This window comes from Daejeonella sp. (assembly GCF_030695525.1).
Classification (GTDB): domain Bacteria; phylum Bacteroidota; class Bacteroidia; order Sphingobacteriales; family Sphingobacteriaceae; genus Daejeonella.
In genome coordinates, this window is the sequence record NZ_JAUYSS010000051.1 from 11,727 (window position 1) to 37,421 (window position 25,695).

23 protein-coding genes and 1 tRNA gene are annotated in these 25,695 nt (G+C 41.1%); 4 read left to right on the plus strand and 20 right to left on the minus strand.

Features of this window, described 5'->3' with window-relative positions; all coding sequences use genetic code 11:
• Window positions 1-242: 242 nt before the first annotated feature.
• The gene (locus Q8S11_RS12105; protein WP_305662367.1) at window positions 243-575 is read right to left on the minus strand and encodes a heavy-metal-associated domain-containing protein; all 333 of its coding nucleotides are present in this window, start codon (window positions 573-575) and stop codon (window positions 243-245) included.
• A gap of 342 nt (window positions 576-917) precedes the next feature.
• On the opposite strand from Q8S11_RS12105, the gene Q8S11_RS12110 reads away from it, so the two are divergent.
• Window positions 918-2,303, plus strand: coding sequence for a neutral/alkaline non-lysosomal ceramidase N-terminal domain-containing protein (locus Q8S11_RS12110; RefSeq protein ID WP_305662368.1), 1,386 nt, complete (start codon window positions 918-920; stop codon window positions 2,301-2,303).
• Between the two features lie 102 nt (window positions 2,304-2,405).
• Here Q8S11_RS12110 and Q8S11_RS12115 read toward each other — a convergent pair whose 3' ends face one another.
• From Q8S11_RS12115 to Q8S11_RS12190, 16 genes are all read right to left on the minus strand, one after another.
• Entirely contained in the window at window positions 2,406-3,647 is a 1,242-nt protein-coding gene (locus Q8S11_RS12115; RefSeq protein WP_305662369.1) for an MFS transporter, read from the minus strand.
• Window positions 3,648-3,977: 330 nt separating this feature from the next.
• Window positions 3,978-4,394, minus strand: a complete 417-nt coding sequence (locus Q8S11_RS12120; RefSeq protein WP_305662370.1) for an SRPBCC family protein — start codon at window positions 4,392-4,394, stop codon at window positions 3,978-3,980.
• Window positions 4,395-4,406: 12 nt separating this feature from the next.
• Entirely contained in the window at window positions 4,407-4,799 is a 393-nt protein-coding gene (locus tag Q8S11_RS12125) for a DUF1801 domain-containing protein (protein WP_305662371.1), read from the minus strand.
• Between the two features lie 64 nt (window positions 4,800-4,863).
• Complete coding sequence (locus tag Q8S11_RS12130) at window positions 4,864-5,265, minus strand: DoxX family protein (RefSeq protein ID WP_305662372.1); 402 nt, start codon at window positions 5,263-5,265, stop codon at window positions 4,864-4,866.
• Between the two features lie 12 nt (window positions 5,266-5,277).
• Window positions 5,278-5,898 carry a hypothetical protein gene (locus Q8S11_RS12135; protein ID WP_305662373.1) on the minus strand — a complete coding sequence of 207 codons (621 nt, stop codon included), beginning with the start codon at window positions 5,896-5,898 and terminating at the stop codon, window positions 5,278-5,280.
• 63 nt (window positions 5,899-5,961) lie between these two features.
• Window positions 5,962-6,561, minus strand: coding sequence for a Crp/Fnr family transcriptional regulator (locus Q8S11_RS12140; protein WP_305662374.1), 600 nt, complete (start codon window positions 6,559-6,561; stop codon window positions 5,962-5,964).
• 24 nt (window positions 6,562-6,585) lie between these two features.
• Window positions 6,586-6,978 carry a VOC family protein gene (locus Q8S11_RS12145; RefSeq protein WP_305662375.1) on the minus strand — a complete coding sequence of 131 codons (393 nt, stop codon included), beginning with the start codon at window positions 6,976-6,978 and terminating at the stop codon, window positions 6,586-6,588.
• A 48-nt stretch (window positions 6,979-7,026) separates the two neighbouring features.
• Entirely contained in the window at window positions 7,027-7,251 is a 225-nt protein-coding gene (locus Q8S11_RS12150; protein WP_305662376.1) for a (4Fe-4S)-binding protein, read from the minus strand.
• An 86-nt stretch (window positions 7,252-7,337) separates the two neighbouring features.
• Entirely contained in the window at window positions 7,338-7,685 is a 348-nt protein-coding gene (locus Q8S11_RS12155) for a nuclear transport factor 2 family protein (protein WP_305662377.1), read from the minus strand.
• Between the two features lie 751 nt (window positions 7,686-8,436).
• Window positions 8,437-8,511 (minus strand) — tRNA-Val (locus Q8S11_RS12160).
• 55 nt (window positions 8,512-8,566) lie between these two features.
• Window positions 8,567-9,619: a 2-oxoacid:ferredoxin oxidoreductase subunit beta gene (locus tag Q8S11_RS12165; RefSeq protein WP_305662378.1), complete on the minus strand. Its 1,053-nt coding sequence runs from the start codon at window positions 9,617-9,619 to the stop codon at window positions 8,567-8,569.
• A complete protein-coding gene (locus Q8S11_RS12170; protein ID WP_305662379.1) occupies window positions 9,616-11,451 on the minus strand; it encodes a 2-oxoacid:acceptor oxidoreductase subunit alpha in 1,836 nt (611 codons plus the stop codon). The genes Q8S11_RS12165 and Q8S11_RS12170 overlap by 4 nt, the downstream gene beginning before the upstream one ends.
• A gap of 3 nt (window positions 11,452-11,454) precedes the next feature.
• Window positions 11,455-13,221 carry an FAD-dependent oxidoreductase gene (locus Q8S11_RS12175; RefSeq protein ID WP_305662380.1) on the minus strand — a complete coding sequence of 589 codons (1,767 nt, stop codon included), beginning with the start codon at window positions 13,219-13,221 and terminating at the stop codon, window positions 11,455-11,457.
• Window positions 13,222-13,736: 515 nt separating this feature from the next.
• The gene (locus Q8S11_RS12180; RefSeq protein ID WP_305662381.1) at window positions 13,737-15,278 is read right to left on the minus strand and encodes a sulfatase; all 1,542 of its coding nucleotides are present in this window, start codon (window positions 15,276-15,278) and stop codon (window positions 13,737-13,739) included.
• A 78-nt stretch (window positions 15,279-15,356) separates the two neighbouring features.
• Entirely contained in the window at window positions 15,357-16,382 is a 1,026-nt protein-coding gene (locus Q8S11_RS12185; protein WP_305662382.1) for a patatin-like phospholipase family protein, read from the minus strand.
• Between the two features lie 85 nt (window positions 16,383-16,467).
• Window positions 16,468-17,067 carry a peptidoglycan recognition family protein gene (locus tag Q8S11_RS12190; protein ID WP_305662383.1) on the minus strand — a complete coding sequence of 200 codons (600 nt, stop codon included), beginning with the start codon at window positions 17,065-17,067 and terminating at the stop codon, window positions 16,468-16,470.
• A 164-nt stretch (window positions 17,068-17,231) separates the two neighbouring features.
• Here Q8S11_RS12190 and Q8S11_RS12195 point away from each other — a divergent pair, with 164 nt between their 5' ends.
• On the plus strand, window positions 17,232-17,954 hold the full coding sequence (locus Q8S11_RS12195) for a DsbA family protein (RefSeq protein WP_305662384.1): 723 nt from the start codon (window positions 17,232-17,234) through the stop codon (window positions 17,952-17,954).
• Window positions 17,955-18,521: 567 nt separating this feature from the next.
• Here Q8S11_RS12195 and Q8S11_RS12200 read toward each other — a convergent pair.
• Window positions 18,522-19,658, minus strand: a complete 1,137-nt coding sequence (locus Q8S11_RS12200; RefSeq protein ID WP_305662385.1) for a PepSY domain-containing protein — start codon at window positions 19,656-19,658, stop codon at window positions 18,522-18,524.
• Between the two features lies 1 nt (window position 19,659).
• Entirely contained in the window at window positions 19,660-21,816 is a 2,157-nt protein-coding gene (locus tag Q8S11_RS12205; RefSeq protein WP_305662386.1) for a TonB-dependent siderophore receptor, read from the minus strand.
• 420 nt (window positions 21,817-22,236) lie between these two features.
• Here Q8S11_RS12205 and Q8S11_RS12210 point away from each other — a divergent pair, with 420 nt between their 5' ends.
• Window positions 22,237-23,211: an NAD(P)-dependent alcohol dehydrogenase gene (locus tag Q8S11_RS12210; RefSeq protein ID WP_305662387.1), complete on the plus strand. Its 975-nt coding sequence runs from the start codon at window positions 22,237-22,239 to the stop codon at window positions 23,209-23,211.
• A 21-nt stretch (window positions 23,212-23,232) separates the two neighbouring features.
• On the opposite strand, the gene Q8S11_RS12215 is transcribed toward Q8S11_RS12210, so the two are convergent.
• Window positions 23,233-24,213 (minus strand): amidohydrolase, encoded by a 981-nt coding sequence (locus Q8S11_RS12215; RefSeq protein WP_305662388.1) that lies wholly within the window; start codon window positions 24,211-24,213, stop codon window positions 23,233-23,235.
• 684 nt (window positions 24,214-24,897) lie between these two features.
• Here Q8S11_RS12215 and Q8S11_RS12220 point away from each other — a divergent pair.
• Window positions 24,898-25,359, plus strand: coding sequence for an agmatine deiminase family protein (locus tag Q8S11_RS12220; protein WP_305662389.1), 462 nt, complete (start codon window positions 24,898-24,900; stop codon window positions 25,357-25,359).
• Window positions 25,360-25,695: the final 336 nt, after the last annotated feature.

A 25,695-nucleotide genomic window follows, 5' to 3' on the forward strand; every position in this document is an offset into this window, starting at 1 on the left:
CCAAAATCGGGCTAAAGCCCCATGTAATTTTCCTAATAGCTTGCTAATGTTGGGCTGAAGCCCGAAAACGAGCAAACTTATTAGCTCCAGCTAAAGCTGGAGCCTATTGAACGATCGTACGAGTGCGGTGTCTTACACTGTACAATAGCGGTTTACTGTTGTACTTAAAAATCAATTTTGGTAATCGCTGGAAACTCTACGGACAGTCCGGGTACCTATAGAAATAAAGTCAAGGTGATAATCTATTGAACACCTGGCTCATGGTCTATACCAAAAGGTCTGTCATTCCTTTCGGGATGAGTGTTACTGAAACTAGTTTTACGCTCTATTATGGGAGTATCTTCATCAACACCGTTTCCATCTCCAATAGAGTTTAAAATTGTATACTGACCTGCCTTATCGACCTGGCCTTGCAATACACTTGTATCAATGGATTCGCTCATGGTAAGTAATACCCCCTGAGGATTCAGTTTAACTTCCGCATCGGTAACATCCGGCAGCTCCATCAATGCTTGCTTAACGCTGTTCACACATTCATCACAGCTCATTCCTGTTAATTCATAATACTTTTTCATCTTATTTGATTTTTGTTTTTTAAAGGAGTTCTGATTCAAAAAGGATAATTGGTTAATCGCTGCTGCTTAAACTTTGCATTTGTCCAACACTTTTAATAACGCCCGATACTTATTAAATACAAACACTATGCCATCATTACTACCTTTAATAGAGGCCTGTTTCAAAAAATGGCAATAATCCATCTTTAGAGTTAGCCCGGCACTTCCCTGTTCTGGGCTTAGCTTTTATCTCCTTAGTTTAAGCGAAGCAAACTACAAGTTTTACATACCGTACAGAATTGCAATAAATCATAATTTGAGTTTGAAAATCTTATATTTAAACGGCAATAACAACACTCAAAAATGAAAAACCTGTTCTCATACTCCATTATTCTTTCAATTATTTTGCTTAGTTCTGCTTCAAATGCAGTAGAAAATTCAATTCGAATCAATACTGCATGGAAAGCGGGAGTAGCCAGAGTGAAAATCACACCCGAAGAACACATGTGGATGGCAGGATATGCTTTCCGGGATAAGCCTTCGGAAGGAAAATTGACAGATTTGTGGGCAAAAGCACTGATTCTGGAGGATGCAGACGGGAAACGCGCGGTTATGATCTCCCTCGATCTGGTTGCTATCCGTAAAGTGATCTCTGAACCTGTGAGAGACCGGATTGAAAAACAATTCGGATTAACAAGGTCCCAGATCCTGATTAATGCTTCGCATACCCATACCGGACCGGAGACTCAATCTGCTCCGCATATTTTCACACTGGAGAAAAAGGAATTGGACAAGATTGACCGGTATGCAAAAAAACTCGAAGATCAACTGGTTAATTTAGTCGGCGATGCTTTGAAAAACCTGCAGCCTGCAACACTTTATTCCGAAAATGGGCTCAGCCGATTCCAGGTAAACAGAAGAAATAACAATGAAAACAGCCTTGCGTTTCAAACCGAATTAAAAGGACCGAATGATTTTGCGGTACCTGTTATTAAGGTAGTTGATGCAAAAGGGAAGATCATGGCCATTGCCTTTGGTTATGCCTGCCATAATACAGTTCTCGGAACCTATGAATGGTCGGGGGATTATGCAGGCTTTGCGCAGATAGAACTTGAAAAAAGGTATCCGGGAGCAACAGCATTGTTCTTTCAGGGAGCGGGGGCAGATCTGAATCCCTTGCCGCGCCGGACAGTGGCACTGGCTGTTCAATATGGTGAGACACTGGCAGCCTCTGTCGACCGGGTTTTAAAAGAAGAAATGAAGCCCCTTTCAGCTGCACTGACTCTCTCCTATTCAGAAATAGACCTCAGGTTTGAGAAGGCGAGTCCGACAAAAGAGGAACTCAAAGGGTTGATGAGTGATACCTCCAAAACTCCCGATTACCTCAAAGCAAGTGCAAAAGTACTTCTTTCCAAGCTTGAAAAAGGGGAAAAACTGATGAGCTCCTACCCCTATCCTTTGCAGGTTTGGAAGCTTGGAGAACAGCCTGTAATCACAATGGGTGGTGAAGTTCTGGTAGGATATGCCAATGAACTGAAGAAGGTTTTCGGACAGAATATTTTTGTTTTCGGGTACAGCAATGATGTAATGGCCTACATTCCAACCAGTACCGTTTGGAAAGAAGGTGGATATGAAGGAACTCGTTCGCCAATTTTTACTACACCATGGGCTTCGGATATTGAAGATGTGATTATCAGGGAAGTGAGAAGACTGGCGGAACAGGCTGGGGTTAAAAAATTGGTTAACTGAGGCTTACAAATTTACTTGTACAACATACAGTTAAATTCGGCTAGCGCACGCGCAATAATTAAATCAGAAAACTCATTACTAGCACAAAAGCATCAAGTTAATTTAGTTGACGGGCATCCGCTTCGGTGTGAGGATGACGGTGATGATTCCGACAACAGCTAAAACGATCAATACAGAGAAGCCATTGGCATAGCTTCCGCTGACATCCCTGATCCATCCTACCATCCATGGCATAATTGCTTCGGCAAGGCCGTCGCCGGTTAAGACAATGCCCATAACCCTCCCCATAACTTTGACGCCAAACAGCTCGGCGGCCATTAATGGGATAATCATATAATCGCCTCCTAAACCTATTCCAAAAATAATGGCAAAGACATAGATTACCCCCGGAGTTGTTGCAAAATAAAGTAATGGAATTGAACAGGCAACCAGGCAATAAATAATGAGCATGACATACTTTTTCTCAATTTTATCGGCAAGCCATCCCATAAATAAGCGGCCGAAAATACTGGCAGCAAGAATTAAGGAAAGCACATTTGCCGCCTGAGTTTGTGAATATTTAAGATCCAGGCTGAAGAATAATTTCAAATTCTGACTGGTTGCACTTACCGCTCCTATGGAGCACATACTTCCAATCAGCAATAAATAAAAGGCTCTTGTTTTTAAAATAGCTTTAATATCTCTCTGCGGTGCCTCTGGCTTATCTGAAGCAGCTGCATCCGTCTTTTGAGGAGGATTATCTTTCACGAACCAGGCCATTGGGAATGATAACAGTATCATGGTTACACCCAATATGACCAGGGCATGGCGGTAACCGAATTCCACATTCAAAGCTTTTGCAATCTGAGGTGCAAGCATCCCTCCGATTCCGATACCCAGGTAAGCAAAACCCATCGCCTTACCGCGGGCTTTATCAAACCAGCGTGAGGTTAAGACCTGATTCGGCAAGGGTCCGCCGCACATATAACCCAAAGCACTGAATATATAAAATACATAAAACTGCCAGAGGGAAGTCATCAATCCCAAACCAATAACTGCACCACCTGCCATCAGAATACCGGCAAGCATCATTTTCCTTGGCCCGAAGCGATCAATCAGGTAACCGACCACAAACCCGAACAAACCGACCAGAATTTTAGCAAATGCATTACCTGAAGTAACGGTAGCGCGTGTCCATCCAAACTCCTGAACCCAGAAATCATAAAAGAAGGTCAGACCGTAAAACATTATCCCTATAAGGGAGAACAGACTTAAAAAGCCGGTGGCTGCTACACGTGCCTGACCCGATTTTAATGCAGTTTGATTTTCTGAATATTCTTTCATCCGGAGTATTGCTCCGGACATGACCGGATATTGAGTCTAAATATAACAACACAAAACACTCTATCAATAGGAATTGATAAAAAATTGTGTTTGGATGGATCGTGTAGGTAAACGGTTAACGAGGGGATTGCGGCACGGTGACAACACCGACCGCAGGGAAAGGCTTGTGTAAGCTCTCGCATAGACGCTAAGACGCAAAATCTATACAGATTATTAGGATAATTATTTTAATACAAACCCTTCGCGTCCCTGCGTCTTTGCGAGACAATCTAAAATGCTCAGAATGACATCCCCTTCACTATACTGATGAATTATGGCTTGTTAAAGACAGGAGTAACGACCAGACAAATATCAATTTCTCTCAGTATACTTCTTAAAATTATTAAGTATGGCCAGCCAGCCAGCTCTTTGCATTTCAAGCGGGTTCTCTGTTTCAGCATCAAAGCTTATGCTGACTTCTGTTTTACCATCAGCATCATTAAAAGTTACTTGGACTTCCCTTCCGTCGGGCATGGTGTAGCTAAATCTTTCCCCAACAATTATTTGATCATAAACAGCTTCAAAGTCAAAGCCAAAACTTCCATCTTTGGCTTCCATTCTCGCAAGGTATTTGCCACCTACCCGCATATCATTTGAAGCATGAGGGCATTGCCAGTCATCGCTTGCAAAGTTCCATTTTGTGATATGCTCGGGCAATGTGTAATAGTCCCAAACCTTTTCAATGTCAGCCGAAACACTGACCTGAATTATGATTTTATCCTTTTTCATAATGCATGAATTTTACCTTAATCGTTCCAACTGTCCTTTGCGTTTGACAATATTTTTATAGTCCCATTGTATTTCACTTGATTTCTGTAGCCAACGCTTCAAATCATTAATTTCAATATCGGACACTTGTTGGTAGAATACAGAAGCATCCTTAAATTTTTGACCTCCGATGTTTAGGCCTTCCTCATTGAAATCAGCGCCACTCCAGAACATTAAACGGATCCCGGGTTTTTGTTTGCTGTAACCAACAATAGGATTCCCGGCTAAAAACCATACCGGATGGGCATGCCAGATTTTACTTTCAGCTTCAGGGAGCTCAGCGTCGATTGTCGAAGCAAGCAAGTCGCAGATTTCCTTGTCTTCCGGAATTAGCTTTTCGTTAAAGGTTTTTATTTCAAGGTTCATGGCTTCTTTTTAAAATTACTAATTCATAAGACTTATCACAAAACTGATCATATATTCTTATAATTTAATCCCATTTATTATTAGTCGAAACTGAAAATTTTCCTGAGCCGGTGAAAAGAAAACTTATTCCAATCATCATATATATCACTAACAACTCCAATGCCCAGCCCCCATAGTCATTGAGCTTTAAAATATTGGCTGTTTGTGCCAGGCAAATAGCAGTAAAACAATTTATCGCAAAAACAAGTCCGGCTAAACGTGACCTTAATCCTATAATAATGAGTACAGGAGCAACTACTTCTCCCAAAAACACGCCATAAGCAAAAAATGAAGGGAAGCCTTTTTCGGTCAGTAAATTTTCTATTGGATCAATTCCATATATTAATTTGTTGATACCATAGACCAACATTGGTAAACCGATTGCGACCCTGCTGATTAAAATTCCTAAATCATTGTACTTCTTCATTATTTTATTTGTTTAAAAATTATACTTAATAAAAATCCCTGTGTTTTCTAATGTCTTTATGTTGTTATTGAATTGATCCAAATTGAGGGCTAAACCATAGCTCGCTTTTTTCTCCTTTAATCCTAAGCGGATTAGTTGAAGTCCTCTTTGATACTCCTTATACTTAAGGTTTGCAATAGCAAGAACATTAAAATATAGTCTAAAATTTTCCGTCAATTGAGGAGAGACTTCAAGGGATATCGCTTGTTCAAGTGTTAATCCTCTTTGGTAGGTTGCCCCCAGAGAATAGGCGTATGCATAAGTGGGCTTCTGAGTTCTGAATTGGGCAGAAACTGTAAAAAAAGAGCCTGGATTCTTGATTCCAAATGCTGTATTGAGAGAAATATTTTTAGAAAAGTTATACGAGAGTGTATTTCTTATAAAGTATATGTTGCTTTTATTGACTTTATATTCCGTGTCAAACAACGTAAGGTTATTTACTTTAAACCTATAATTAAAATGGTAGTTGATATTATGTAAATAGGTAAAAGATCTGTTCCCGATTACCATATCGGGAAAGTAGTTTAGTGGTTGTGCGTTTAGTTTACATAAATAGAACCAAATCAATACAATCCAGATGTATTTGTTTTTCATTTTTGCTCATTTTAATTATAGAGCAAAAGTATCTAAGCCATAAGGGATAAAAATTAAGCTATCTTAAGAAATTGCGGCAGTGTGCTTCTTTCTGAGAAAACTTAGAAATTCGGGGGTTATACCTAAATAAGAAGCTATTATATACTGTGGGAAGCGTTGTTCAATACTTCGAAAATGAGCAATAAAGTCACAATAGCGGGAATAGGCATCGACACTCATATTTTCAATTGTTCGCTCTTGTAAGGACACATATGCACTTTGTATTTTCAAGCGAAAAAAATCCGATAATTTAGGAACTTCCCTGTAAAGTATCTCCAAATTTGTTTTACTAATTTGAATAAGAATGGTCTGCTCATTTGCCTGAATAAACATTCTTGAAGATTTTCCACTTAAATAGCTATATAAATCATTTATCCACCAGTTTTCAATACCTAACTGTAAAGTATGCTCCTGACTTTTTTCGTCTATGTAATAAACTCGCATACTTCCTATAGCGATGAAACGCATATGCCTAGATATCTGCCCCGGCTGAAGCAAGTAATCTTTTCTGTTAACTTTTTTTATTTCCAACTTAGCAATAATCGACTGCACTTCTTTATCATTAAGCGAAACTATTTCCTTAAAATGTCTGATTAATTGTAAATTGATTTTGTCATTATCCATTTATAATATCTTAATAAGGCGATATTATCTCATCGAATGTAATCCAATGGTGTTTCCTTCAGTATCCATCAGAACTGAGCAAAATCCATGCTCGCCTAGGGACATTTTTGCCTGCAGTACTTTTCCTCCTGCTGCTTCTGCCCTGGCTTCTTCTACTGAACAGTCTTCGCAGGCAAAATAAACCATCGTACCACCGGCACCCGGACCCATATTGTCCATTTTAACCAATGCCCCGCTAATACCCATTGCGCTTTCTTCCCAGGGGAAACAAAGCATTTGCATTTCACCCAGGCCATCAGGCATTGGCATCTCACTTAATTTAATCTGTAATAGTTTCTCATAAAATTTCTGAGCCCGGCTCATATCGTCTACATAAATTTCTACCCATGCAAATGGGTTATTAGCTTGTGCTGCCATAGCTGTAATTTTTGATAAATAAATTCTATTTTTTATTTCTTTTATGATTTAACCCTCATCTCCTTTAATAACCAAAGTATAAGTCAGTGCTCCTGATGGACACCTGCTAACCTGGGCTTTTAGTTCTTCTGTTGAGGCATTTTCGATAGTGATCCAGGGAGATTCTTTCGGTTTATAGACTTGTGGCAATGTTTTTACGCAAATACCCGAATGCTGGCAAAGTTTAGGCTGCCATTTGATGATGATTTCACTATTAGAATATTCTTTGTTCATAAGCTCTGAAATTTAATAAAAAAATACAGAATTTAATTATTAACGGTTTAAACTTATTCAAAAATCAGGATTTCTACTTTAAAAAATCATTTTGCCTGAATACAATAAGAAGTAATCTTCTGAATCTGATCAGAATCGTTGAACTCATAGATATCGCAGGCCGAGACAAAAGAAATCCGTTTTCCATCACGTATAAACTCGGCTGTTCCATTTACAATAACCTTATTATCCTCTGCTATCACATTCAGCGTTTTAAAATTGGTAGTAACAGATTTGAAGTATTGCCCCACCTGATTGCAATTTTCAATAATCGCATTTTTTCCCACAAACTTATCTTCTTCCACTACTTCCCATATCGCATCATCTGCAATGAAATCTTTTGTTTTGTCAAACTCTCCGTTTGAAAAAGCTGTGGCTATTTCTGATTTTGTCATGTATTAAAGTTTTCCTGTAAACTTCGCATTATTGTATGTTCCCCCGAAATCCTTGATTAAATATGCTCATTGTCTGTAATATATCCAAAGTCAAACCGAAAATTTTGGGCAAACCAGTTTGAGCATGTGTGTAATGTGTGATAGGAGAATGCGGAATGGTGATAACACCAACCGTAGGGAATTCGCTTTCAGTAAAGCATTTTGCATTTAGACTGAGGAATTTATAGCTATTTCAGTACGTGACACCATGAACACCATCTTCGTACCAACATCATACCAAGTGTGTAGATCCTTCGATCAAAGTATCCTTTGATCGAAGGATCTACACAGAAAGTAATATGCAGACCTATACTTGCCCTTAACATCATTCCAGTACGAAATGGCATAGAATTGCGGGACTTGTCTCCTTCCAGTCTGCCTTCTGGTACGCTCCAGATAGCTTTATTGGCATTTTATAATGTCGATTTGTGCCAATTCGTGCCTAACTGTGTCAAAATTTAAGTTTAGTTTCTACGGTTCCTGTGTTTAATCTGCAAGGGAAATATTAATCGATTGTTTTAACTAAAAAATTTTAATTATGAGGAAATTAAAATGAGGAGAATAACACTGGCCACAGGAAAAAGCGGTATGGGAACAACACCGATCAGTGAGAATGCGGTACAGATAACACCATCCACAAAAAAAAAACCTCAGAAATCAATCTGAAGGGTTTTTGTGGATGACCTCCTTCGCTGAAGCTCCGGCGGTCGCGTGGGAAATACTGGGTTCGAACCAGCGACCCCTACCTTGTCGAGGTAGTGCTCTAAACCAGCTGAGCTAATTTCCCTGTTCAGTCCTCAAATCTATAAAATTTGACTGATTTCCTTCCGTAATAAATATTTCTATCGCAAATCCTCATTGATCTCAGCCAAAACTGCAGAACCGGGACATAGATCCTCTTCTTCCAAAGTGTTTAAAGGCCGGTCAGTTGAGTTTATGGTATGATGCAAATCTTCGGTTTCGGTTTCGATGTATAGTAAGCCGGTTAGGATCTCATTCCTGTTTCGGGCATTCCGCAAGGCATTCATTGCTTCCATCCTATTAAAAGGATCGCGGTTAGCCGCCAGTTTTTCCAATTTGATAAAGGTGCCGTCGTGCAACATCACCTCAGTCCCGGTGCCTGATTCATAGCTGGCCAATATCTCAGATTTCTCAGGAACCAAATCGGTTTTGCCGGTCTCTTCAATATGCTCCCGAACATAATCGTAGGATTTTGTGGATCCGGGGTTATTATTGAACGTTACACAAGGGGAAATGACATTGATGAATGCAAACCCAGGGTGACTAATCGCCGCTTTGATCAAGGGAATCAATTGTTCCTTATCTCCCGAAAAGCTTTGTGCGACGAAACTTGCACCGAGCTCAAGCGCCAGTCCGGCAAGATCAATAGGCTGGAATGGATTTACAGAACCTGCTTTGCTTTTTGAACCTGCATCGGCGGTAGCCGAATCCTGCCCTTTAGTCAATCCATAGCAGCCATTGTTCATCACAATATAAACCATGTTCAGGTTACGGCGAATCACATGCACAAACTGCCCCATACCGATTGAAGCCGTATCCCCGTCTCCCGATACACCCATATAAATCAGATCTCGGTTTGCCATATTGGCCCCGGTTGCTACCGAGGGCATTCTTCCATGCACCGAGTTAAATCCATGTGAATTTCCAAGGAAATAGTTTGGCGTCTTTGAGGAGCAGCCTATACCTGATAATTTCGCAATCCGGTGCGGAGGAATCGATAACTCAAAACAAGCCTGAAGAATACTTCCGCTGATCGAGTCATGTCCGCAACCGGCACATAAGGTTGAAAGCGAACCTTCATATTCCCTGGTAGTATATCCAAGATCATTTTTTGGCAGATCGGGATGGCGGAATTTAGGGCGTATATATGTCATGACAGAATTTTACTGGTTGAACCATTTAGTGTGGGAGATAAATTTTTGTTGATCAGGCTTATGATCGCATGCGCTGTTATCGGCATCCCATCAAAATTAAGAACCGGAATCATCTTTTGTGGATTTACATTGAGCTCATTGATCAGGAGACTGCGCATTTGTCCATCGCGGTTCTGCTCAATAATAAATACCTTTTCGTGCGTATCAATAAAATCTTCTACCGTTTGATTAAAGGGGAATGCCCTCAGCCTCATTGCATCAAAATTAAGCCCTGTTGAAACCATGGTATCCATTGCCTCCTCTGCTGAGTAGGTGGAAGTACCAAAGAAAATTAAACCATAGGGACTCGTATTCACCGTTTGATACAGGTACGGAGCCGGCACCACCTCTTTTGCAGTATTCCATTTCTTCAGTAAGCGGTCCATGTTGCGTGCATAAACACGTCCATCTTCGGTGTAGGCTGCATATTCATCCCTCGAAGTACCTCGGGTAAAGAAGGAGCCTTTGGTTGGATGCGTACCGGGAATTGTGCGGTAAGTAATTCCGTCCCCATCCACATCCAGATAGCGTCCAAAACGCGGCAACTCCTCTAACTGGCTTGCATTAAGCACTTTACCCCGATTGTATTTCCGGGTATCGTCCCATTGAAAAGGTTCAGACATATGATCATTCATTCCCAGATCGAGGTCGGTCATCATGATAATCGGCGTTTGTAATGACTCTGCCAGATCAAGAGCTTCGGCAGTCATATCGAAACATTCCTTCGGGGTTGAAGGGAAGACCAAAACCTGTTTGGTATCACCATGCGAAGCATAGGCAGCCAATAAAATATCACTTTGCTGGGTCCTCGTTGGCATCCCAGTTGAGGGACCTGTACGCTGAACATCGATCAGCACGGTTGGTATTTCTGCGAAATAAGCGAGTCCGAGGAATTCATTCATCAAAGACAATCCCGGACCACTGGTAGCTGTGAATGAACGCGCGCCATTCCAGTTTGCACCGATTACCATCCCGATTGCGGCAAGTTCATCTTCTGCCTGTACGATCGCATAATTACGTTTCCCTGTTTCCTTATCGACCCTTAATTTTTTTGCATAAGTCTCGAAGGCTTCCACCACAGAAGTTGAAGGCGTAATCGGATACCAGGCTACAACCGTAGCACCACCATAAACGGCACCAAGTCCGCAGGCAGAATTGCCATCGATCAGGATCTTATCACCAACAAGATCGCGTCTTTCCAAACGAATATCCAGGGGATAGGCATAATTACTATGGATGTAAGCAATACCCAGATTCAGGGCCTTAATATTCATCGCAACCAGCTTCTCCTTGCCCACAAACTGCTCTGCAAGCAGTTGTTCAAGTACCATAAATTCGATATCCAGCAAGGCAGAAAGTGCCCCCACATAGATGATATTCTTAAACAATTGACGCTGCCTTGGATCAGTAAATTCACGCAGACACATTTCCATCAGTGGAAGACCGATATAAGTCACATCGGGCCGGATCAATGCCGGATTCAGGGCTTTGGTACAATCGTAAACAAAATATCCTCCACTTTTTACTGAAAGCACATCATCAGGCATACTTTGGGGGTTTACACAAACCATCAGGTCTACCCCTTCGCGGCGACCGAGGTAACCTTTTTCACTCACCCTGACATCATACCAGGTTGGAAGTCCCTGTATATTTGACGGAAATATATTTTTAGGTGTTACAGGAATCCCCATCCGGAAAATAGCTTTAGCAAACAGATAATTTGCACTTGCAGACCCTGTACCATTGACATTCGCAAACCGAATGACAAAATCATTAACTTTCGAATTAGGCATCTCTTAACCTGCTTTGGTAACTTTATATAAATATTGCTGCATATCCCATGCAGATGTCGGGCAACGCTCAGCACATAAGCCGCAGTGCAGGCAAACGTCTTCATCTTTTACCATCACCCTTTGGGTAGGGAGCGTATCGGATACATAGAGGTCCTGAGTTAAATTTAAGGCCGGAGCTTTCAAACGTGTCCGGAGTTCAGCCTCTTCCCCATTTACCGTAAAGGTAATGCAGGCAGTTGGGCAAATATCAACGCATGCATCACATTCTATACATTTATCTTTTTCAAATACGGTTTGCACATCGCAATTCAGGCAGCGATGAGCCTCTTTGATTGCAGTTTGAATATCAAAACCCAGTTCCACTTCCAGTTTACGATCAGACAAGGCCGCTTTCTTTTCAGCCTGAGGAACAATAAAACGCTGATCATTAACCACATCATTATCATAGCTCCACTCATGGATACCCATTTTCTTGGAGACAAGGTTGGTAAATGGTGCCGGGCGTTCGGTCAGAGCTTCTCCCTTGCAATATAAATCTATGGAGATCGCTACCTGATGCCCGTGGGCAACAGCTGTGATCACATTTTTTGGCCCGAAAGCCGCATCGCCACCGAAGAAAACACGTTGATTGGTTGACTGATGAGTTAAAGCATCCACAAGCGGCATTCCCCACTGATCAAAATCAACACCGCTATCCCTTTCTATCCATGGGAAACTGTTCTGCTGACCAACGGCTACAAGTACATCATCCGCTTCAATAAATACTTCAGGTTCTCCTGAAGGAACAAGAGTACGCTTACCCTGCTCATAAACGGCTTTTACTTTTTCAAAGGTCATACCCACCAGTTTGCCATTTTCAATCACGTAGGCTTTTGGGACATGGTTTTCAAGGATCGGAATATCTTCATGCATTGCATCCTCAATCTCCCAAGGGGAGGCTTTCATTTCCGCAAAAGGACTACGTACCACAACTTTAACCTCTTCACCCCCGAGGCGGCGGGAAGTACGGCAGCAATCCATGGCGGTATTTCCCCCACCCAGCACGATCACTTTTTTACCAATTTTATGGGTATGCTCGAAAGCTACGCTTGCAAGCCATTCTATTCCAACATGTACATTTTTGCCGGCTTCTTCTCGTCCGGGAAGGACCAAATCGCGGCCTCTTGGAGCACCTGTACCCACAAATACCGCATCGTATCCCTTTTCAAGAATTTCGTTCATGCTTGACACATAGGTATTGAAATGGGTATGGATACCCATATCCAGAATATATCCAACTTCTTCGTTCAATACATCATCCGGCAATCTGAAGGAAGGGATCTGGCTGCGCATCATTCCACCTCCGGCGGCATGTTCATCGTAGAGATGAATTTCATAACCCAAAGGGGCAAGATCGCGGGCTACAGTTAGCGATGCCGGTCCGCCTCCAATTAATGCAATACGTTTTCCATTCATTTCTGAAGGAATACCGGGCATGAAAGCCCTTACATCGTCCTTATTATCTGCGGCAACCCGCTTAAGCCGGCAAATTGCAACAGGTTCTTCTTCGATTCTGCCGCGGCGACATGCAGGTTCACAGGGACGATCGCAGGTTCGCCCGAGTACCCCGGGGAATACATTCGATTCCCAGTTGATCATATATGCCTCGGTATATTTTCCTGCTGAGATTAACCTTATGTATTCAGGTACCGGAGTGTGTGCGGGGCAGGCATACTGACAGTCCACAACTTTGTGGAAGTATTCCGGATTTTTGGTATCTGTTGGTTTCAACTAGCTATACAGTTCTTAAACAATAAAAATAATTTAAAATGATTTAAATATCAGTGGAAATTTACACTATTTTAATAGTATTTGATCTTTAATTTAACATAAAATCCAATTCAATTTCAGGATGATTTCCTGAAAATTCATTGGAATCCTTTATAAATTCCAACACCTTCAGGCAAGCATAAAGCACCTGAATTCCAAACTGATTGGTATGTTCAATATCAGAAATAAATAGAATGAAACAAATTTTATTGAATAAGATATTTTAGTAATGGAATAGCCTCCCCCCAGTCCCATCTAAAAGAGGGGGACAGCATGGTGCCCAGGAATTTGAGTCCATTGAAAAAGGTTATTTTATATATTATTCCTAATCATTTGAATCACCTTAATCACAGAAATCATAGTTCAGACAATCAACTAACTGGAAAAGGGCTTTATCCAAGAAATTTTATTTGAACCAAATACCGCTCTGAAAACTATCAATTCTCCACTCTCCATTCTCAACTGTCAACTATCTATCACCACGTCCCCTTATAAATATGGTCAAACTTCTTATCACCAATCGGCTTTAGAGGTATATACAAACCCTGGGTATCCTCTAGCCAAGCCCATAGCTTTGTATTCAGATCCTTTGCAAGGTCCTGAAATTCAGGTTTTCGGATCAGATTATTCAGTTCATAAGGATCCTGTTGAAGGTCATACAACTGATCGATATCCCATATTCCCTGACTGCGGATGAATTTATAGCGATCAGTCCGGACAGCATACTGTGTGGGTGTCTGCGGAAAAGGATTCTCCCAGTAATATTCATAAAACACTTCCTTTCTCCAGTTTTGCACAGCGTTCCCTTGCATTAATGGTAAAAAGGAAATTCCCTGCATTTGCTTTGGCTTTTTTACCCCTGCCATTTCCAGAATACTTGGAGCAATATCCACGTTCAATACCATTTCTTTAACCTTAGTACCCGGTTTGATCAATGCAGGTGAGCGGGCGAGCAAAGGTACCCGCATCGACTCTTCATAAGCATGGCGCTTATCAATCAGTCCATGCTCTCCAAATGAAAAACCATTATCCCCCATGTAAATAACAAGGGTTTCCTTATCCAGTCCATTAACTTTAAGGTAATCAAGCACCCTTCCTACACTATTATCTATCCCCATTAAAGTTTCCAGGTAATCCACATAAAATTTATCGAAATCGGTTTGTCCGTGATACATATAATCCACGCCATGCCAGCTGTAACGCTGTGCCCTCACCCATTGCGGGATATCTTTATAGTTAAAGATATAGGCACTTGAATCTGCCTGGTCACCACGATTAAATCTTTTGCTATTCATTCCTGCGGTAGAAAACATAGAAACCGGATATTGAATGCGAATATCCTTATACTTTCCTTTATCCCTTTTTGCCGGATAAAAATCAGCATGCACTGCTTTATGCGAGAGATAAACAAAAAAAGGCTTGCTTTTATCGCGCTTATCGAGCCATTCAAGTGTAAAATCAGTTAAAACATCAGTCACATAGCTACTGTCTGTATAATTAATCATTTTCCCATCGACATTGATTTTGGGATTATAGTAATCTCCCTGCCCCGCAAAACTCACCCAGCGGTTGAAACCCGGACGAGGATCAGCACCACCGCCTCCCATATGCCATTTCCCAAAAAAGGAAGTCTGGTAACCTGCCTTCTGCAGGTATTGAGGAAAATAGATCAGGGAAGACGGTGCAGATGCCTGATTATCAACTACCGTATGGGTATGCGCATACTGTCCGGTTAAAATGGAAGCCCTGCTTGGTGAACATAGCGCTGTACTGACAAATGCATTTTGAAAATGAGCGCCTTCATTCGCTATCCGATCCAGATTAGGGGTTTTTAATCCCGGAACCTTGCCGGTAAAACCCATAAAATCATATCGATGATCGTCTGAAAGGATGAAAATGATATTCCTGGCTTTTGTCCCGGGAATTGCCTCATAACTTAGATTTGGAGCTTTTTGTGCGAAACCTGCACAGGACAGGCAGCATAATAAAATGCCAGTCAGAATTTTTTTATGGATCATGCTATTGATTTTATAAGCCGATTGCTTGGGATAAATATAATATTAAAATAAAAACGGGGTACACCAATTCAGACATGCCTATTCAAACACTACTGAATCCCTATCTTCATAAATCCCCTCCACAATGGAATCCAATTTTTCGGAATTATCCTGTGCAGTTTTTATACCCAGTTCAATGAGTGCCTGCATATTCTGCTGGCTTGCATTGTCCATTTCGGGAACTGCATTCCGGAGATGTTCGGGTTGAATCCGGCAATAATTAGCATCATTACGATCTACACCAAACATTTTGACCAGGTGATAATGTGTTGTTTCTGCCGCTCCCGACATCATGATATCAATGGAAGGCTTGATCCAACCCAAAGCTCCCCAGTCTTTTGCTTTTTGATAGGCATAGGATCTATTTTCCCCACCGGTTCCCAATGAAAGGATCAGCATATCTTTTGCACTCGGATCTCCTGCGGAATTCCTAACTTCGGAATAGGCACAAAGCGAGGGATTATTGGCAAATATGCCTCCATCGATCATCGGATAGCTGACACCGCTAATGGATTTGACCAGCGCTGCCTCAAAATATGTCGGGGCTGCCGAGGTAGCCCGGCAAACATCTTTCAAATAAAAATCTCCCCCATCCCCTTTCCTTGCATAATCGTGACTGGCAAAAAAATGAGTTTTCCTTTCCTGAATATCATAGGCTGTAATCAGACAGGGTTTTAACAATTCACTAAGGCGTTTATTTCTGAAATAAGTAAGCAAGACCTCCTCTAAATGGCTTGCAGAGTACTTTTCACTAAACAAGGATTTATAATTCAGGAGCTTACTCAAAAAGGAAACCCTGAATATTTTATCCCCGTATCGCTTATAAAGATCAACAGCCTCCTCTGCACTGAACTTCGGCTTTTCAGGATCCTGCTCATCCGGACAAAGCAATAAGCAGGTAAGTATACCGCCGGTGCTGGTGCCTGCAAAAAAATCAAAATAAGTGGCGATACGTGCCTGCGGGTCTTTGCTTTTCTGCTGCAGTTTCTTCTCCAGTGCAACCAGAATCTGGCCGGGTATGAGTCCGCGAATACCGCCTCCATCTATGGATAAAATTTTCTTCATGAATACGGGCAATTAATAATTAATACTATGTAATGGTGGATTTTACTATTATTTCGGGCTCCGCTTGTTGAAAAAGCTCTGCACTTTAAACCGGATATTCAGGGAGTAGTGCCGACACAAGAGGCAAAAAATTCTCCATACAATCCTGCACCTTATTTCCTCCAAAAAAATTGGTACCGGGGCAGGATTTATGATTTTCTGCGCCATCATTGCGCTGACCTGTATCAGGATCGAACCAATGGTGATAAACAATGCTTTGGGTATCGACAGGAAGACTAAAGCGGCTGCATAAATGGGCCGTCATACGGATAATTGTTTCCCGATGCTCATCGGTCATTTGATCCCTGCCCAGATCAAAATTACCCAAATGCTCGATACAGATTGAGTTGGTATTGTGTCCGGCAATGCAGGCCGGTGGTCTTTGAAGTGATCCACCTGTTAGTATGCTGCCATCAGGAAAGGTGGTGAAATGCTGCCCGATATCCCTCCAGCCATTCCTGTGCATATGGAAATTCTTCATACGTTGCTGCAGGTCAAAGTGGTTGTTCCCATCAAAAAGACCATAATCCGGGCTTTGGGTATGGTGCTGCTGAATGACAGAAACTGTACGTGCCAGTGTCATTGTAGTGATCCAGTCCTCAAATTGTTGAATTTTGAGCTTTGTGAACCCCGATCTTTTAATCATGGCAGATGATTTTTAGATATATATTAAAAATAAGGGTTTTAATATGAATTACAAATAAGCCTCATGCTTTATCCCATCCATGTCAAATTTCTGATCCATGATATTTGCCTGACCAATATATTAAGTGCTAAACCTAAATTTGCTTATCGATTAATTCAATTATTATGAATCCTGAAAAAATGAAAGTAGAAATCTGGAGTGATGTGATGTGTCCGTTCTGTTATATCGGGAAACGGAGGTTTGAAAAAGCGCTTGATCAGTTGCCAGGAAAAGAAAATATAGAAGTAATCTGGAAAAGTTTTCAGCTGAATCCGGAACTAAAGACCGATCCCTCAAAAAATGTGAATCAGTATCTTTCAGAGGTCAAAGGCATGAGTATGGAACGTGCAGAACAACTGAATCAACAGGTTACAGAGATGGCTGCAAATGAGGGTCTTCACTATGAGCTGGATAAGGCTATAGTTGCAAATTCAATGAATGCACATCGTTTCTCCCACTTTGCACTGAGCAAAAACAAGCAGGATGAAGCTGAGGAGTTACTGTTCAAAGCTTATTTTACCGAAGGAAAAAATACAGACGATATTGATATTTTAATTAATCTGGGCAAAAGCATCGGACTGGATGAGGCAGAACTCAGGGAAGTTCTGGAGAGCGACCGTTTTACTGAGGATGTGCGAATGGATATTTATGAAAGTCAGCAGCTTGGCGTTCGTGGAGTTCCATTTTTTGTATTCAACCGCAAATATGCTGTTTCAGGTGCTCAGGAGACTCCTGTTTTCCTGCAAAACCTGGAGAAATCATTTGAAGAATGGAAACTGGATCATCCCTCAACCGGTTTGCAGGTTCAGGAAGGAGTTGTTTGCAAGCCTGATGGGGGATGTGAATAGATGCTAAGGGCTTTCTGATCAAGCTAATTTAGCAATTTGGAAAAGTTTGGAAGGGTGTTTGACTTAGGATGAACAGCGTTTGCGGGTTCTAAGGATGTGTATCTGATTTAATTATGTTGATTGTGTAATGAGGATTTAAGATAAATCTGAATAATTATAACTAAAGGTTTAAAAGCAGGGTCAGTGCCGGTCGGCTCCTCCAGCCGGGCTCTCCGCTGTAGTTTTTGCCCCTGATACATTCGTTTTTAGGATAAAATTTATGGAGGCAAAAAGCTGCCGCTTCGATCCCGTTTAGCTTGCCAGGAATCTGCTACTATGTACTAAGCGGAGCCCGGTTTTAGAAGAAGATAATTATTACACAGAAATCTCTGATTTGAAACCCCTTGCTCCTGTTCATAAACCGGATTGCAGCGGCAGCCTTTGCCAGTACAATTGTTCTGTTTATAAATAATATCCAAAGGCAAAGCTAAAGCGAAAAGCCGGACTGCATTTCCCAAAAGCATCTGCCTTACATTTCCAAAAACTTAGACAAACCCTTTACAAAAATCACTGACCTCCTGAATTCCACTAAACCCGAGCCACCTTCCTTTCTTTTTTTCTTCGGCCATACCATATCATGAAACCGGTAACCGGCAGTATTGCAATAATCAGACTGGCTATAAAAGCAATGATTTTACCCGGAAGCCCGATGATTGCACCGGTATGCAAATCATAATTCATCCGGATTACCTTATCTGCAAATTTCTGGTCTTTAAGCCGCCCGAAAATATGCTTGACATTCATTTCCTTCAGGCTGTATTGGTCGAAGTAACGATAATCCGTTTTCCAGTAAGTCCCCTGTTCAAAATTTGCATTGGCTGCAATCGGTGCCAGCGAGGTTTCGGGCGGATGAACTTCAATACTAACCGCATTTGGGTACTCTTTCATCATTTTCTCCCAAACCAAATTCAAAGGCCTTTTAGCAGAATCAATAGATAAACCTGGCTGAGATTCAGGTTCAATGTAAAGCAGTTCCTGCTTCCCCCCAAGTATTTTATAATATGCTTCCGCAAAAACAGGAAAACCCCAGTTAAGCCCGGTGATCGCAAAGAAAAGTCCGAAAAGCATGGCATAAATCCCACTAATATTATGCAAATCATAGTTCTTCCTTCGCCATCGGGTTCTGCTACTCCATTTAAACCAAATTCGTGATTTTAATTGCCTGATTTTAGCAGGTAGCCACAGGATTAGTCCGCTAAGCAACATAATAATAAACAAGACGGTGATGGTAGCAACCACAGGCTGCCCGATTTCGGGGGGTAACCAGAGGTAAAAGTGACCATCAAGTATGAAGTGAAAAAAGCCCTCTTCCATATTATTAACTTCCAGGACTTCCCCGGTGTATGGATTCAGATATGCGATGTAGTAATATAAAGGTTCATCATGGTAATAGATAGCCTCTACCGATCGTGATTTTCCATTATACTTAATCGCATGCAGGTTCTTTCCGGGTAAGGTCCTGGCAGCAATTTCCTGAAAATCAGTTGGTTTTAAATAGGGCTTATTCTCAGGTTTAACATGCCGGTAGGTTTGGGTATAATCCTGGATTTCTTCCTGAAAAGCATATATGCATCCCGTAATTGCCAATATAAACACCAATAGCCCGATCAAAAGACCGAGCCAAAGGTGTATTTTTCCAAAAATTCGTTTAGTACTTTTCTTCACTTCAGAACATGTAATTTAAGCCCAGAGCAATTGACCTCAATCGCTGAGGTGTTATTGTCGACCAGCCCGTGTAATATTTTTCATTCCCGATATTATCCAGTTTCAGATTTAAGCTGAAATTAGCGCGACTATAGCTCATTACTGCATTGTAAACCGCATAAGCCGGCAGACTGAATGTTCCGATGTTGGAACGGTTCAGCGTCTTATGTTCGCTGGCATAGTTGGCTCCCAAGCCGATACCAACGTATTTAAATACTCCTTCTGTAAACTTATAATTAGCCCAGAAATTCGCCAGTCTGGCTGGACCTGCCTCTTCCGGACGCAAGCCTATGTATCCCGCATCGGGGGCATCTTTGGTCACTTCGCTCTTGTTAAAACTGTAGCCGGCAATAATATTCAAACCTTTGATCGGATTAGTTACAATACTTGCTTCAAAGCCTTTGGAACTCACTTCTCCACCCTGAATCGAATTATTAATATTTGTAGGATCAGTCATCACCTTATTGTCAACCAGGATCGAATAATAGCTTAGGGTTAATGATACATTATCCTGATAAAGATTCGCCTTGGTACCTGCCTCCCACTGATTAGCATGCTCCGGATCAAATATTTTGACGCGTGGATTGCTTCCATCCGCATTGGCTACCTGTGCCGGATCCAGGTTGGTAAACCCGTTCATGTAATTGGAGAATAGTGACAGTTTCTCAGGAATGGCCTGATAAACCAAACCAAATTTAGGCGACAGATTAAACTGACTTTTGATCTTTTCTGTTGAATAGTAATTGGGTTGTCCTTCGAAATGATCAAGTCTTAAGCTTAACATAGCTGACAAATTCTTTGAAAGATTAACTACATCAGAAGCATAAACACTGCTGATTTTGGTTTTAACTGATGAAACCCCTTCAAATGCATTCAATAAAGATTGATCAACTGCCTGCGGAGTTAATTTTCCGTCATCTGTCTGATTTTTCAGCGATACAATGCCATGAGCCACCCAGCCTGAACTGCTGTTATCAATGGTTTTTTCAAGATAATCCAATCCTATCACCAGGCGGTTCCTGAGTTTTCCTAAAAGAAAATCACCATTAAAGTTCTGCTGAATTCCGCTTGTCCTGGTCTTACCATCACGTTTGGAAATAAAGCGGGTAAAATCAGAGCCATTGGCACTATCCCATAAATAATGGTAATAGCCATCACTGCTTGTATTACTTGATGATAAGATAGTCTGTGATTTCCATTGCTTGCTCAATGAATAAAGCATTTGTCCCTGAAAGCCATATGATGGATTTGAGATTGACAAACTGTTAGCGGTATAGGACTTACGGTAAGCCTGTTCAAAAAGATCCATCGACTGGAATGATAGCGGCGAATATCTGCTCAAAAAGATCATCGGTGCATTCGCAGATTCTGCAAAACGCATCTCCGAATTGATCAGGAATTGAAGCTTATCAGAAGCTTTGAACAATAAGGACGGGGCGATAAAGGTTGATTTGCTAAAACCGGCATCCTGAAAGCTATCCTCTGAACTATTTGCAGCATTTACCCGAATTGCTAATTGCTTACTCAATGGTAAATTATAATCCGCTGTAATACGTCTTAAACCGTAACCCCCATTGGTAAAGTTAATCTCTCCCCTTGCCTGATCATGAGGCTTTTTGGTAACCACATTGATTAATCCGCCATAGGAAATCACATTACCGCCGAACAGCGTGCCGGAAGGCCCTTTTACAATTTCAATCGTCTCAATATTAGCCGGGTCGAGTCCGGCATTGGTGATACTAGCCATTCCATTGACCATGGTAGGTTGTACAGCAAAACCGCGCATAGAATAAAATTCTGCACCATCGCCCCCCCTGCCGGTCGATTCCCACAAACGGGTGATGCCGGTTGCATTTTTCAGGGCATTATTCAAATTCGTAACCACTTGATCCTTAAATAGATTCTTAGAAATCGACTGGTATACCTGCGGGTTCTCAATATATTTTAAGGGTAATTTAGAAACCGTGCTGCTGCTGTCAACTTTATAGCGGTTTTTAAAATCCTTGATGATGACTTCTTCCAAAACTCTTCGGCTTAAAGAATCCTGACTTCTAACTTCCTGAGTGTAGGCATTGAACCCGAGTAAAACACCCATTAAGGAGAGGGTAATTGTTTTCATATTTCTTATTTTTATTTAGACTGATTATAATTAAGCCCAAAAGTAAGAAGTCATTTTAGAAAAGCAAATATTATTTAGAATTATTTTAAATAAGTGTATTATATGAATCAGGAAGGAGTTAAAAGGGGTTCAGAAAGGTTTGAGTATCCACCGGATTAAGGCTGGATCAGAAATAAGGCTTAGGATAAATGGCATCTGATTACTAATTTGAGGTGTTTGGGAGAGGATAGTGTAGGAATTTTGTTTGGGATATGAAAAGCAGGGGCTGTGCCAGTTGGTTCCTTCAGCCGGGCTCTCCCAAATGAATCTGGCTTACATTTCCAAAATACTAAAACACATTTAATCAATAGGATTAAAATTTCGGGGATACAATTGAAACCACTGCCGGATAGCTTATATTTAAGGTATAAGCATCAGAAAATGAAAGCAGCAATTCATACCCAATATGGCTCGCCTGAAGTGGTTCATATCCGGGAAATCGACAAACCCTCTCCTGCAGCGAACGAAGTTTTGGTCAGGGTTCAAGCCAGCACGGTTAACCGCACCGATTGCGGTTTCAGAAGTGCCGAATATTTTGTCAGCAGATTTTTTAGCGGGCTATTTAAACCCAAACAGCAAATATTGGGTTGTGAATTTTCGGGCACGATTGAATCTGTTGGGGAATTGGTGCTTAATTATCAAGCCGGCGACCGGATTTTCGGTTACAATGATATCCGTTTCGGCGGACATGCGGAGTACCTGATCAGGGATGAACAGGACAACATGACTCTGATGCCCCGGAATCTGAGCTTTGAACAAGCTGCAGCACTGACCGAAGGGGCGCATTATGCCTTATGTAATATCCGGGCAGCTAAAGTGGAAGCCGGACAAAAAATCATGGTTTATGGGGCTACTGGCGCAATCGGCTCGGCGGCAGTACAGCTATTGAAATATTTTGATACCGAAGTAACGGCGGTTTGCAATACTCCAAATATGGATCTGGTTCGTTCATTAGGTGCTGATTTTGTAATTGATTATACCCGGGAAGATTTTACCAAGACTGATCAGCGCTATGATTTCATTTTCGATGCAGTCGGAAAAAGCTCATTTGGAGCATGTAAAAAACTGTTGAAGGAGAATGGAATTTATATTTCTACCGAACTGGGTAAAAACGCCGAAAATATCTGGATGGCATTGTACGGACTCTTATCCGGCGGGAAAAAAGTTCTCTTCCCTTTGCCCTATATTCATAAAGAAGATGTAATCTTTCTGAAAGAAATCACTGAAAGAGGTAAATTCAAACCTCTAATCGACCGGGTTTATCCCTTTGACGAGATAAGAGAGGCCTATCAATACGTTGAAAGCCAGCAAAAGATCGGCAATGTGGTGCTGAAGATTAAATCTGAGCGCGAATAATCACCCGAAATAAAGGTTTCTTTAAGAACGATTAAAATAAATCCCTTCCGCTGTTTTACCCAAAATCCAGACCTTATCTTCTTCAGTAAAGAATGGTATAATATCCTTCATGATCAGGTATTCAAAAAAGTTGGCAAAGAGCATCCGCTGTGGGCCAAAAGTATCATAAATCCGTTTGAGGTGAGGCCAAACATCGCGGTATGGCGGCTTTTGTTTGGACGGATTATGCAGGGAGGTGCGGATATACACATTCGGAAATTTCACCAAATTACACAATGGAATAATCCCTTCCGAATCAGGTTTTGTTATGTCAATCATTGCCAGATGGTCGATTACGATCTTCACACCTGGATAGCGCTGAGCCATGTCGGCAACTTGTGGGATCTGGGAAGGCAAGAGGAATATATTGAAGCTAGCCCCTATTTCCTCGGCTTTCTTCCACCAGGGATATGAACCCGGATCATTCATCCAAACCCTTTGCGGATCCTGTATCGGACTGAGGCGCAAACCGCAGAGTCCATCCTCTTTGACCAGTTTTTCGAGCCGCTCCGGATTTTTAGGATCATTGGGTGCAAACAGACGATTCCCAAACAGCAGGCCGAATCCGGCAAAACGATCAGGCCAGGTTTTTACACAATGTATGGTATAATCATTGTTTCTGCCGTAATAACATACGTGAGAAATGACTGTTTTATCGATGCCGTAAGTATTCATCTCTTCGATCAGATGCTCGCCCGAATAATCACGGGGAGGCTTACTTCCCGGACAGGTGGAAATTTCAGGATCGATCGGAAAGCGGGGATCATTCATTAACCAGACATGCTCAGAAGCGTTGATGATTGGTGCCTTCTGTACAGAACTGCTCAGGCTCCGGCCCGAAAGATCAGTTAAACCCTTAACCGAATTTACTGAATCAGCAGACTCCATCGCTGCAAGTCCCTGAGGCAACATACCCGCTACCGGAAGTGCAGACAGCATTTTTAACATTTTTCTTCTGTGCATCGTATCTAATTTTGGCTGTTTATAATTGTCAATATCCTTAATATCAAAATCTTAAGGTTAAAGTAAGGATATTTTGTGGAGGGGGCAAGGGGTTTTTGGGAATTATGTGATTAATAGCTAATGGATCGAGATGTTGCGTTTAAAACAGGAAACCTATGTTGCAATTATTATACATCGGAAAGCATCTGAATACCTAACTCACAATAAATATATAAACCGAAATTAATGCATTCTTTCACTTTGATATCTTATTGATTATCAGGATATTTATATTCGGCTATAAAATTATTTAACGAACATAGATTATTTAAATTACCGGAGTTATTTTTATAAAAATATAAAAGTTATAAACTTAAAATATGCTGACTCGATCTAATAAGACACAAGAAAAAAGTAGCAGGGCGGTTTCCAATGAGGTTCATTCAAAGCAAAATGGTCATAGAGCTAGCATTGAATTTGAGGATACACGTCCCGAGGCCCTTGCACAACGGAAACTTCAAGACATGGCTAACAATAGTCCACAGCTTGACCAAAATCGTGCAAACCAGGAAATGGTCAATAATTCCACTAATTCTTGATGGTGGCAATTTTGTTAATAACAGCTCAAAAGCGTTTCTCACACATAAAGTCATTGAGGATAATCCTAATGTTAAAGTATAAGAAATAATTTCAGATTATTGCGGATTGAGACCAATAATAGTAGATAGAAATCTTCACGATGCTATCGGCCACACTGATGGATATATGGCATTTAATAATCAAAAGTCAATATTCATCAGTAGATATCCACACAAAACATCAACGATCACCGATATTGAATATACGCAGCACCTAATTTATTCTGCTGTTAGGGCCGATTTGGATGTAATACCCATATATGACCTCCCATCAATAAAAAAAGGTTATTGTGGATGTGAAAAGGCAAAACCATGCTTTTATTCAGCCGAAGGAACTTTCATCAATTTTCTGAGGCTAAATGATACTATCATATTACCAGAATATTCTAATTGTAAATCTCAGGGTAAAGATTTAAATGTTGTTAACGAAAATATTTTAATAGGATGTGGTTTTAAGGTACTAAGGATCAATTGCGACCTATTAGCAACCTTTGGAGGATCTTTACATTGTATAAGTTGGCAAGCATGATGCAGCGTAAAAAAATTTCAAATTTCCATCCGAAATCGTTTTAATATCAAACAGACTCTAAATTCACCTATAAACCAATATTTAATGAAATTGTATGGGATCTTGTATGGGGCAAAAAAAAATCCGCGAATTTTATGGAAAATTTCGCGGATTTCGGTAAAAATTTGTGGTACCAGCTGTACACGAACATTTCGACAAAGTAGATTAAATAAGACTGGAAATACCGGTGAAACTGACCACCCTAAACCGGAGCAAACTGACCACCTAAAAGGCTGGCGTAGACTTCCCAATTTTGCTGGCGAAGATTTTCAGTTCAGTGCTGATCTTGTGTGATAA